Source organism: Blastococcus carthaginiensis, assembly GCF_030731085.1.
Taxonomy (GTDB): domain Bacteria; phylum Actinomycetota; class Actinomycetes; order Mycobacteriales; family Geodermatophilaceae; genus Blastococcus; species Blastococcus carthaginiensis.
Map to the genome: position 1 here is coordinate 1 of NZ_JASNFN010000053.1, position 11,516 is coordinate 11,516.

The window sequence follows — 11,516 nt, forward strand, 5'->3', positions numbered from 1 at the left end:
CGGCCGGTGCCTATCTGGTGACCTGATCGCCGGGGGTCCTGGCTCACGGTCGACGGTGAGCCAGGACCCCGAGCGGTGAGCCAGGACGCGGGAGCAGCCGCCGGGCGTTCCACGTGGAACAGGCGTGAGGTGGGCCACGATCGGGCCCTGGCGGGTGACCCGGGCCTGCGGTCGGGCCGCGGCAGGAGTTAGATCGTTGTGCATGTGCGGCCTCTGCGGCGAGATCAGATTCGACGGGACCACGGCCGACACGACCGCGGTAGCCCGCATGGTCGAGGCCCTGGTCCCCCGCGGCCCGGACGGGCAGGGCTCCTGGAGCAACGGGCGGGTGGCCTTCGGGCACCGCCGGCTCTCGGTGATCGACCTCTCCACCTGCGGGTCCCAGCCCATGGTCGACAACGAGCTCGGGCTGACCGCGGTCTTCAACGGCTGCATCTACGACTACCAGGAGCTGCGGGCCGAGCTGGAGGGCCACGGGTACCGCTTCTTCTCGCACAGCGACACCGAGGTGATCCTCAAGGGCTACCACCACTGGGGCACCGACGTCGTCTCGCACCTGCACGGCATGTTCGCCTTCGTCATCGCGGAGCGGGACACCGGCCGCGTCGTCATGGCCCGGGACCGGCTGGGCATCAAGCCCCTCTACCTCTCCGAGACGCCGGGCAAGCGGCTGCGGTTCGCCTCGACGCTCCCGGCCCTGCTGCGCGCCGGTGACGTCGACACCTCCATCGACCCGGTGGCCCTGCACCACTACCTGACCTGGCACGCCGTCGTCCCGGCCCCGCGGACGATCCTCAACGGGGTCCGGAAGCTGCCCCCGGCCACCGTCCGCGTGATCGAGCCCGACGGCACGAGCACCGAGCAGCGGTACTGGAACGCCACCTACGAGCGGCGCCCCGAGCACGCGGGCTGGAGCGCCCGCGACTGGGAGGACGCGATCGAGGAGGCGTTGCGCGTCGCCGTCCGCCGCCGGCTGGTCGCGGACACGCCGGTCGGCGTGCTGCTCTCCGGCGGCCTGGACTCCAGCCTGATCGTCGGCCTGCTGGCCCAGGAGGGGCAGACCGGCCTGGCGACCTACTCCATCGGCTTCGAGTCCGTCGGCGGACACGAGGGCGACGAGTTCGCCTACTCGGACGTCATCGCCGACCACTTCGCCACCGACCACCACCGCATCCGCGTCGGGTCCGACGAGCTCGCCGGCTCCCTCGGGCACGCGATCGGGGCGATGGCCGAGCCCATGGTCAGCCACGACGTCGTCGCGTTCGACCTGCTCAGCGAGCGGGTCTCCCAGACCATCAAGGTGGTGCAGTCCGGGCAGGGCGCCGACGAGGTCTTCGCCGGCTACCACTGGTACCCGCCGCTGGCCGGGGTCGGCCGCGAGGAGGCGGTGCAGGCCTACGCGCGGGCCTTCTTCGACCGCGACCACGCCCAGATGCGCTCGGTCGTCTCCGACCGCTACGCGCTGGCCGAGGACCCGAGCCTGGAGTTCGTCCGGCGGCACATGTCCGCCGCCGGGGCCGAGACGGCGGTCGACGCCGCGCTGCGCCTGGACAGCGAGGTCATGCTGGTCGACGACCCGGTCAAGCGGGTGGACAACATGTCCATGGCCTGGGGCCTGGAGGCCCGCGTGCCCTTCCTCGACCACGACCTGGTGGAGCTGGCGGCGATGTGCCCGCCGGAGCTCAAGCTGGCCGACGGCGGCAAGGGCGTGCTCAAGGCGATCGGGCGGCGGATCATCCCGCCGGAGGTCATCGACCGGCCCAAGGGCTACTTCCCGGTGCCGGCGATCACCCACCTGCAGGGCAAGGTGCTCGACCTGGTCAAGGACGCGCTCTCCAGCGAGGCGGCCGCCGACCGCGGGATGTTCCGTCCAGAGTACGTCCGCGAGCTGCTCGCCGACCCCAACGGTGAGCTCACGCCGTTGCGCGGGAACAAGCTCTGGCAGCTGGGCCTGCTCGAGCTGTGGCTCCAGACCCACGCGGTCTGAGGAGATGACCATGGCACCCCGGCTCGCCGGCCACCGCCGTCGCACGGCGGTGGCCTCCACCCCGGCCATCACCAGCCGGTCGTGGAAGAAGCCGTCGGAGCACCAGCTCCGCGGCATGGCCTCCGACGTCGTGCTCGACCTCGGGTGGGGGCGGCTGGTGTTCGGCCAGACCTTCGCCGACCTGCGCGGCATCGTCCACGCGCTGCGGGCGGAGGAGACCGGCGAGCGGGACATCTGCATCTACCCGCGCGACCCGCACGTGCTGGTCGGGCTCGCGCCCGACGAGCTGTTCATCGACCCGAGCTACACCTACCGGCTGGACCTGCACCGCTACCGGCCGCGCCACGACCTCATCCGGGGCGTCTTCGTCCGCACGGTGACCTCCCGGGCGGAGATGGAGGCGATCAACGACATCTACGCCCTCAACGGGATGGTCGTCGGGGACGCCGACGTCATGTGGGACAACCACCGCACCCGCTGCTTCACCTACCTGGTCGCCGAGGACACCCGCACCGGGAAGATCGTGGGCACGGTGACCGGGGTCGACCACGCGCTGGCCTTCGACGACCCCGAGGCCGGTACCAGCCTGTGGTGCCTGGCGGTGCACAACCAGGATGCCCCGCCCGGCGCCGGCGAGGCGCTGGTGCGGGTGCTCGCCGAGCGCTACGTCGGCCGCGGGCGCTCCTACCTCGACCTCTCGGTGATACACGACAACGAGGCCGCCATCCGGCTGTACCGCAAGCTCGGCTTCAACCGGGTCTCGGCGGTCTGCGTGAAGCGCAAGAACCCGATCAACACCCCGCTGTTCGCCGCCCGCCCGCCGGGCCTGGAGGACCTCAACCCGTACGCGCTGATCGTCGCCGAGGAGGCGCTGCGCCGGGGGGTGCGGGTCGAGGTCACCGACGCGAGCTGGGGCGAGATGCGGCTGTCCCTCGGCGGCCGGACGGTGGTCACGCGCGAGTCGCTGTCGGAGTTCACCACCGCCGTGGCGATGAGCCGGTGCGACGACAAGCGGGTCACCCGCCGGATCATGGAGCGGGCCGGTGTCCGTGTGGCCCGCGGTGCGCTGGCCTGCGAGGGCGAACTGGACGAGGCCGCGGCCCTGATGCGCGAGGTCGGGCAGGTGGTGGTGAAGCCGGCCCGGGGTGAGCAGGGGCGCGGCATCACCGTCGGGGTGCACGACGAGGAGGGGCTGGCGCGCGCGGTCGACGTCGCGCTCCAGTTCTGCCCGGACGTGCTGGTGGAGGAACTCGTCCCCGGCCAGGACCTGCGGGTGGTGGTCATCGACCGGGCGGTCGTCGCCGCCGCGGTGCGCCGGCCGGCGGAGGTGGTCGGCGACGGCCGGAACTCGGTCACCGACCTGGTGCGGTCCACCAGCCGGCGCCGGGAGCGGGCCACGGGTGGGGAGTCCCGGATCCCGCTCGACGGCACCACGGCCGAGGTGGTGGCCGACGCCGGCTACGGGATGGACGACGTCCCGCCCAACGGGGAGCGCATCCAGGTGCGCCGGACGGCGAACCTGCACACCGGCGGCACGATCGAGGACGTCACCGACCAGTTGCACCCGGAGATCGCCGCCGCCGCGGTGCGGGCCGCCACGGCGCTGGACATCCCGGTGACCGGGATCGACTTCCTCGTGCCCGACGTCACCGGGCCCGACTACGTCTTCATCGAGGCCAACGAGCGGCCGGGCCTGGCCAACCACGAACCCCAGCCGACCGCCGAGCGCTTCGTCGACCTGCTCTTCCCCGAGACCCGCCGCCGCTGAGGTGCCGCCTCCCCCTCCCGTCGCCGCTGAGGCCCCCGGCCACGATCAGGGAACCTGATCATGGCGTGCCCTCCCTCACGGTCTGCGGTGAGGGAGGACACCGCAGGGTGAGGGAGGACCGCGCTCGGAGGCCGAGGACCGCGCTCAGAGGTCGAGGACCGCGTGCAGAGGCGGAGGACCGCGCTCAGAGGCCGAGGACCGCGTGCAGAGGTCGAGGACCGCGTTCAGAGGCCGAGCTCGGCGCGGATCTCCTCGCTGTGCTCCCCCGCCCGGGGCACGCGGCCGACCGCGCCGGGCGTGCGCGAGAACCGCGGGGCGACGTCGGGCTGCCGGACGCCGTCGACCTCGACGAACACGCCCCGCGCCACGTTGTGCCGGTCCTCCGTGGCCTCCACCAGCGACCAGACCGGTGCGACGCAGGCATCGGTGCCCTCGAAGACCTGCCACCACTCCGCCCGGGTGCGGGAGGCGAAGACGGCGGTGAACCGCTCCCGCAGCGCCGGCCACTGGCGCGGGTCCTCCCGCCGCGGCAGCGTCTCGTCCCCGGTCAGCCCGAGCCCCTCGAGCAGTGCGGCGTAGAACTGCTCCTCGAGCGCGCCGACGGCGAGGAACTGCCCGTCGGCGCAGCGGTAGACGTCGTAGAACGGCGCCCCGGTGTCCAGGACGTTGCGGCCGCGGCGGTCGGTCCACACGCCGGCGTCCAGCATCCCGTGGATCATCGTCGTCAGGACGGCGGTGCCGTCGACGATCGCCGCGTCCACCACCTGCCCCTCCCCCGTCGTCCGGGCGCGGATCAGCGCCGCCAGGGCACCGAGGGCCAGGAACATCCCCCCGCCCCCGAAATCGCCGAGCAGGTTCATCGGCGGCGCCGGCACCTCGTCCGGCCGGCCGCTGGCGCCCAGGGCGCCGGTCAGCGCGATGTACCCGATGTCGTGGCCGGCGCTGTGCGCGAGCGGGCCGGTCTGCCCCCAGCCGGTCATCCGGCCGTAGACCAGCGCCGGGTTCTCCCCCAGCAGCTCGTCCGGCCCGAGCCCCAGCCGCTCCATCACGCCCGGCCGGAAGCCCTCCAGCAGCACGTCGGCCCGGCGGACGAGGGCGCGCACCACCTCCAGGTCGGCCGCGTCCTTGAGGTCGAGGGCGATCGAGCGCTTGCCGCGGTCGAGCAGGGAGGTCGCGCCCAGCGAGCCCAGCAGCCCACCGCGGGCACCCCTGCGGTCGATGCGGACGACGTCGGCCCCGAGGTCGGCCAGCAGCATGCCGCAGAACGGGCCCGGTCCCAGCCCGGCGAACTCGACGACCCGCACGCCCTCCAGCGGTCCCACGGCGGCCTCCCCTGCTCCGGGTCGCGCGCGTGCGACCCTCCCGGGGGCATGCTGCCCGACGTCCGATCCCGGAGGAGAGCCAGGTCACATGGCCTACCTGCTGGCCGCGCTCGGCGGGGCGCTGGGTGCGCTCGCGCGCTGGGGCCTGGCCGAGGCCTTCCCCCACTCCCCCACCGGGCTGCCCTGGGCGACGCTCGGCGTGAACCTGACCGGCTGCCTGCTCCTCGGCGTGCTGACGGCGGTGCTGGTGGCCCGCGCACCGGGGTCGCCCTGGGCCCGCCCGTTCCTGGGCGTGGGGGTGCTCGGCGGCTTCACCACGTACTCGACCTTCGCGGTGGAGGTGGTGCGGCTGGCCGACGCCGGAGCCGCGGGCACCGCCGTCGTCTACGTCCTGGTCTCGGTGCTGGGCGGCGTCGCCGCCGCCGCCGTGGGGACGCTGGCCGGTCGCGCCCTCGCCGGAGCGCCCCGGTGACGCCGTGGTTGGTGGTCGCCGGGGCCCTGGTGGGCGCGCCGCTGCGCCTGCTGGCCGAGCGGATCGCGGTGAACCGGCGGGGCCCGGGCAGCGTCCTGGGCACGCTGTCGGTCAACGTGGTCGGCAGCGCCCTGCTGGGTCTGCTCCTGGGCGTCGCCGCCGTCCCTGCCTGGGTGACGGCGCTGGTGGGCGTCGGCCTCTGCGGCACCCTGACCACGTTCTCCACCTTCGGCACCGAGGTCGTCCGGCTGGCCGAGAGGCGCCGACCCGGCCGCGCGGCGGCGTACGTCGTCGCCACGGTGCTCCTGGGCCTGGCCGCCGCGGCGGCCGGGTTCGTGCTCGGCCGGACCATCTGACGGCCCCGTCCAGCGCGGTGATCCCTGGCTGGATAGGGTCTGGGGCGGTATGGCCGACAACGCGGAGCAGAGGATCGGGGCGGACAGCCCCGTCGTCGTCGTCGCCAACCGGCTGCCGGTCGACCAGGTCACCGATCCCGACGGCAGCACCCGGTGGCAGCGCAGCCCGGGCGGGCTGGTCACCGCGCTGGAGCCCTTCGTCGCCGGGCGGGGCGGGGCCTGGGTGGGCTGGTCCGGCTCCGCCGGTGACGCGGCCGAGCCGTTCGAGTCCGGGGGCATGTCGCTGATCCCGGTCGAGCTCAGCGAGGAGGAGGTCGATCGCTACTACGAGGGCATGTCGAACGCCTCGTTGTGGCCGCTGTACCACGACGTGGTGGAGAAGCCGGAGTACCACCGGAACTGGTGGGACACCTACGTGCAGGTCAACAAGCGGTTCGCCGAGCGCGCCGCGGGCGTGGCCGCCGAGGGCGCCATCGTCTGGGTGCACGACTACCAGCTGCAGCTGGTGCCGGCCATGCTGCGCCAGCAGCGCCCGGACCTGACGATCGGCTTCTTCCTGCACATCCCGTTCCCGCCGTACGAGCTGTTCACCCAGCTCCCGTGGCGGTCGGCGATCGTGGAGGGGCTGCTCGGCGCGGACCTGGTGGGCTTCCAGCGGCCGTCCGCGGCGGTGAACTTCGTCCAGCTCTCCCGACGGCTGCACGACCTGCACTGCAGGCGCGACCAGATCGAGTACGACGGCCGCACGGTGGTGGCCAAGGCCTTCCCGATCTCCATCGACGTGCGGGCCTTCGACGAGCTCGCCTCCTCCCCCGAGGTGCTCGCCCGGGCCCGGGAGATCCGCGCCGAGCTGGGCAACCCGGGCAAGATCATCCTCGGCGTCGACCGGCTCGACTACACCAAGGGCATCAGCGTCCGGCTCAACGCGTTCCAGGAACTGCTCGAGGACGGCGCGCTCGAGGCGCCGGACACCGTGCTGGTGCAGGTGGCGACGCCCAGCCGGGAGCGCGTCGAGCACTACGTGCACATGCGCGAGACGATCGAGCAGCAGGTCGGCCACATCAACGGCGTCTACGGCTCCATCGCCGGGCCTGCCGTCCACTACTTCAACCAGTCGATGCCGCGCGAGGAGCTCGCCGCGCTGTACCGCGCCGCCGACGTCATGCTCGTGACGCCGTACCGCGACGGCATGAACCTGGTGGCGAAGGAGTACGTCGCCGCCCGCGGGGACCTCGGTGGCGCCCTGGTGCTGTCGGAGTTCGCCGGCGCCGCGGCCGAGCTGCGGCAGGCCTTCCTGGTCAACCCGCACGACATCGCCAGCGTCAAGAACCAGCTGGTGCGGGCCCTGCGCATCGAGCCCGGCGAGGCGGCCAAGCGGATGCGCAGCATGCGCCGGCACCTGTTCCGCAACGACCTCGACCACTGGGCGAGCTCGTTCTTCGAGGCGCTGCGGGGGCAGGCGTGACCTCCCCCGGCCTCGACGAGGCGCTGACGGCGTTCGCCGCCCGCCGGCCCCTCCTGGTGGCCACCGACTACGACGGCGTCCTGGCGCCGCTCCGCGATGACCCGTCGGCCGCCGTCCCCCAGCCGGGGGTCGCCGAGGTGCTGTCGCGGCTGGCCGCGGCCGACGGCGTCACGGTTGCCCTGATCAGCGGCCGCGGGCTGGACGATCTGCGCCGCACCAGCGGGCTGCAGGGTGCCTTCCGCTGGGTCGGCAGCCACGGGGCGGAGTTCGACGGCCCGCTCGCCGGTGCCGACGCGGGCCGGCGGGACGAGCTCGCCGGCGTGCTGCGGCCGCTCGTCGAGGGCACGCCCGGCGCCCGCCTGGAGGTGAAGCCGGCGAGCGTCGCCGTCCACGTGCGGCAGGTCGCCGACCGGGTGCGCGCCGCCGGGCTCCTGGAGCAGGCTCGCCAGGCGGTGGATCCGTCACTGACGCTGAAGCCGGGCAAGGACGTCCTCGAGGTGGCGGTCACCGACGCGCACAAGGGCGCGGCGGTGCAGCGGCTCGTCGAGGAACTGGACGTCGCCGCCGCGCTCTACCTGGGGGACGACGTCACCGACGAGGACGCCTTCCGGGTGCTCGGACCCGACCACCTGACCGTGAAGGTGGGCGAGGGCGAGACGGTGGCCCGCCACCGCGTGCCAGGGCCGGAGGCCGTCGTCGGCCTGCTCGGGGCGCTCGCCGACCGGCTGGGCTGAGCCCTTCCCGCGGCCGGCGTGTCGGGCCGCAGCCGGGACCGACCGGATCGCCGTGCGGCGGTCACCCATCGTCGCGGTGTCGACATGGCCGCCCGTACCCGGGCAGAAAGTGCACACGTGCGCGAGCGCATCGTCGGTGAGCGGTCCGGCGGTGTCGATTCGTCCCATGCGGAGAATTGCTGACCGGGTGGTGGCGTCACGATTCCGGAATGCTGATGCGAAACCGGCCCGGCCGTCGGGTGGAGTCACAACAATGAGCGAGCCGCCACACCGGCGTCTTTCTCTTTTCCAGGACGGTCCACCGTGCACGCACCCTCCTCCTCCCCCGTTGACCGGCGGCGTGCCGGATGGTTCGCCGACCGCCGCCTCGGCGTCAAGTTCGGCATCCTGATCGCCGTCGTCGTCACCGCCTTCACCGGCCTGCTCTCCGCAGTGCTGGTCGGCAACGCCTCGGTGCACGAGGCGAACACCGAGCTGGCGAGCCTGAACGAGGCGCAGGAGCTGGTGCTGCAGCTCGACACCCGGGCCAGCGAGCTCAAGGTGGACGGCTTCAAGACGCTGGTGCGGGAGGACCCCGAGGCCCAGCTGGCCGAGCTCGCCGACGACATCGCCACCCCGCAGGGCATGCTGACCGAGCTGGCCACCATCCCCCTCACCGGCCCTGCTGCCGACTCGGTGGCCGGCCTGGCCGACAGCTTCGGCGCCTACACCGACGCGATCTCCGCCTGGGTCGACCTCGCGGTCGCCGACCCGGCGGCGATGCGCGGGCGCTGGGAGGAGATCCAGGCGGCGAACGACCTGTCCGACGGGGCCGTCAGCGAGGCCAAGGACGTGCTGGCCGCGGAGAGCGACGCCGCGCAGGCGCGCCTGGACGACGCCCTGGCCCAGGCGGCGGTCACGGCGGAGGTCGCGGCAGGCCTCGGCATCGTGGTGATCATCGCGATCAGCGTGCTCACGCTGCGCTCGGTCACCCGGCCGGTCCAGCGGGTCAAGGAGTCGCTCGAGGCGCTGGCGCAGGGCGACCTGACCGTCGCCACGGGCGTCACCTCGCGGGACGAGGTCGGCCAGATGGCGGCGTCGTTGGATGCGGCGCAGGCCAGCCTGCGCGAGGTCCTGAGCAACGTCGCCGACTCGGCCACCGCGGTCGCTGCCTCCTCGGAGGAGCTGTCGGCCAGCTCGGCGCAGATCTCGGCATCGGCGGAGGAGACCTCCACGCAGTCCGGTGTCGTGGCGAGCGCGGCGGAGGAGGTGTCCCGCAGCGTGGAGACCGTGGCGGCGGGTGCGGAGCAGATGGGTGCCTCGATCCGCGAGATCGCCAGCAACGCCGCCGAGGCCTCGGAGGTGGCGGCGCGTGCGGTGACGGCGGCGGAGACCACCACCGCGACCGTCGCCAAGCTGGGCGAGTCGAGCGCGGAGATCGGCAACGTCGTCAAGGTGATCACGAGCATCGCGGAGCAGACGAACCTGCTGGCGCTGAACGCCACGATCGAGGCCGCGCGGGCCGGTGAGGCCGGCAAGGGCTTCGCGGTCGTCGCCAACGAGGTCAAGGAGCTGGCGCAGGAGACGGCGAAGGCCACCGAGGACATCGCCAAGCGCGTGCTGGCCATCCAGGGCGACACGACGGCGGCGGTGACGGCGATCGAGGAGATCTCCCAGATCGTCGCGCAGATCTCCGACCGGCAGACCACCATCGCCTCGGCGGTGGAGGAGCAGACGGCGACCACCAGCGAGATGTCGCGTTCGGTGCAGGAGGCCGCCGGCGGCACCGGGGAGATCGCCGCGAACATCACGGGCGTCTCGACCGCCGCGGACTCCACGACGCAGGCGCTGACCCAGACCCGGATCGCGGTGGACGAGTTGTCGCAGATGGCGGCCGACCTGCGCACCACGGTGGGGCGCTTCACCTACTGACGCACACCGCGCGCGCCCCCGCCTTTTCCACGCATGGGGGCTTTTCCCGGTTCCTGGTGAACGGTGTCGCTGAGAAGGGTGTTCACGCTGCCGTCCGGGCGGCGCTGGCGAGCAGGATACGAGTGCGGTAGTTGGCAGCGTTCCGGTAGCCGCGCCCGGTGCGCTTGATCTGCTTGATGCCGGTGTTCGCAGCCTCGGTGCGGGCGTTGGTGACGCCGGTGACGACGAGCACCTCGATGGCGTCCCACCAGGCGTCGATGGTCGCCCAGAGCCGGTCGGTCTCGGGCATGTTGGCGGCGAGCACGAAGACGCCGAGCCGCATCTTGTGCTCGTGGGCTTCGGCCAGGGAGCCGCTGGTCAGCAGCCGGCGCAGGGCCTCCTTGACGCCCCAGGCAGCGCCGATCTCATCGGTCGGGTCATCGGTGCGCAAGGTCGCCTTCAGCCGGGCCAGCGCCCGCGGGCCGAGCGTGTCGCCGGCGCGCAGCAGCAGCCGTCGGTTGGCCCAGGCCGGGTCGATGCCGCGGCCGCGGCGGCCCTTGCGGTCGCGGACGACCCGCTGCCGCACGGCGGTGACCATGTCGTTGGCCAGCTTGACCAGGTGGAACGGGTCGACGCTGACCGCCGCGTGCGGCAGCTGCTCGCGCAGCGCCTTACGGAACGCCGCTGACGGATCGATCGCCACCACCTCCACGGCATCCCGCCAGGCGCAGCTGCGGGCGGCCAGCCAGGCGCCGACGCCGGCGGAGTCGCGGCCGTCGACCACGCCGAGCACCCGGCCGGTGTCGGCATCGACCAGGGTGGTCATCCACGGCTCGTAGCGCCGCCAGCCACCGTCGGGGTCACGGAAGAAGCGGACCGAGCGGTAGCGGTGCTCATCGACCCCGAGCCGGCGCACCAGCACGTCATCGGGGTCGCCGATCAGGTCGGCGGCCGCGGTGAGCATCGACTGCACCAGCCACCACGACACCCGATGCGCGCGGGCGACCTCGCTGGCCGCCCGGCCGGAGACCACGACCGCGGCGACCAGCGCCTGACACAGTCGGGCGGTCGAGCGGGCGAACGCCGGCACCTGGTCGGTGACCTCGCTGAACGTCCCCCGCGGACATCGGGCCTGGTCGCAGAACCAGCGACGCTTGAGCCACACCACCTCGGTCGGGCCGGCGACCGGCAGGTCCCGCAACGCCTGCCGGCGGCGCGAGTGCACCCGGACCGCGAGCACCCCGCAGACCGGGCAGCCGGGTGGATCGCTGGACTCCACCTCGACCCGGCGCACGCCGTCGCCCACGTCGGCGGCGCTCAGGACGCGGTAGTCGGGCAGGTTGAAGATCGCGCTCGCAGCATCACGCTGCGAGCCCGTAGGCTCGAACACGGCTCGTGGACCTCACTGGTGCGGATGTCTAGGCAACACCCATCCCAGCAGGACCACGGGCCCTCAACGTCTCCGGCCCAGCCTCACGATCTCCGGCTCACGCCTCGCCATCACCAGGAACCGCGAAGAGCC

9 protein-coding genes are annotated in these 11,516 nt (G+C 73.2%); 7 read left to right on the forward strand and 2 right to left on the reverse strand.

The genetic code is table 11. The annotated features are described in order from the left end of the window. The first annotated feature begins 202 nt into the window (after nucleotides 1-202). A complete protein-coding gene (locus QOZ88_RS22850; protein ID WP_306001977.1) occupies nucleotides 203-1,987 on the forward strand; it encodes an N-acetylglutaminylglutamine amidotransferase in 1,785 nt (594 codons plus the stop codon). Between the two features lie 10 nt (nucleotides 1,988-1,997). Then, nucleotides 1,998-3,755, forward strand: a complete 1,758-nt coding sequence (gene ngg, locus QOZ88_RS22855) for an N-acetylglutaminylglutamine synthetase (protein ID WP_306001978.1) — start codon at nucleotides 1,998-2,000, stop codon at nucleotides 3,753-3,755. Nucleotides 3,756-3,979: 224 nt separating this feature from the next. On the opposite strand, the gene QOZ88_RS22860 is transcribed toward ngg, so the two are convergent. Further along, nucleotides 3,980-5,077, reverse strand: coding sequence for a CaiB/BaiF CoA transferase family protein (locus QOZ88_RS22860; protein WP_306001979.1), 1,098 nt, complete (start codon nucleotides 5,075-5,077; stop codon nucleotides 3,980-3,982). An 88-nt stretch (nucleotides 5,078-5,165) separates the two neighbouring features. Here QOZ88_RS22860 and crcB point away from each other — a divergent pair, with 88 nt between their 5' ends. From crcB to QOZ88_RS22885, 5 genes are all read left to right on the forward strand, one after another. After that, nucleotides 5,166-5,549: a fluoride efflux transporter CrcB gene (gene crcB / locus QOZ88_RS22865; RefSeq protein WP_306001980.1), complete on the forward strand. Its 384-nt coding sequence runs from the start codon at nucleotides 5,166-5,168 to the stop codon at nucleotides 5,547-5,549. Beyond that, nucleotides 5,546-5,905: a fluoride efflux transporter FluC gene (locus QOZ88_RS22870; protein ID WP_306001981.1), complete on the forward strand. Its 360-nt coding sequence runs from the start codon at nucleotides 5,546-5,548 to the stop codon at nucleotides 5,903-5,905. Before crcB ends, QOZ88_RS22870 begins: the two co-directional genes overlap by 4 nt. A 49-nt stretch (nucleotides 5,906-5,954) precedes the next feature. Further along, entirely contained in the window at nucleotides 5,955-7,370 is a 1,416-nt protein-coding gene (locus QOZ88_RS22875) for an alpha,alpha-trehalose-phosphate synthase (UDP-forming) (RefSeq protein WP_306001982.1), read from the forward strand. Further along, nucleotides 7,367-8,104, forward strand: a complete 738-nt coding sequence (otsB, locus tag QOZ88_RS22880) for a trehalose-phosphatase (protein WP_306001983.1) — start codon at nucleotides 7,367-7,369, stop codon at nucleotides 8,102-8,104. The genes QOZ88_RS22875 and otsB overlap by 4 nt, the downstream gene beginning before the upstream one ends. Before the next feature lie 303 nt (nucleotides 8,105-8,407). Beyond that, complete coding sequence (locus QOZ88_RS22885; RefSeq protein ID WP_306001984.1) at nucleotides 8,408-10,015, forward strand: methyl-accepting chemotaxis protein; 1,608 nt, start codon at nucleotides 8,408-8,410, stop codon at nucleotides 10,013-10,015. An 82-nt stretch (nucleotides 10,016-10,097) separates the two neighbouring features. On the opposite strand, the gene QOZ88_RS22890 is transcribed toward QOZ88_RS22885, so the two are convergent. Then, nucleotides 10,098-11,384: an ISL3 family transposase gene (locus QOZ88_RS22890; protein ID WP_305997790.1), complete on the reverse strand. Its 1,287-nt coding sequence runs from the start codon at nucleotides 11,382-11,384 to the stop codon at nucleotides 10,098-10,100. Between the last annotated feature and the right edge of the window lie 132 nt (nucleotides 11,385-11,516).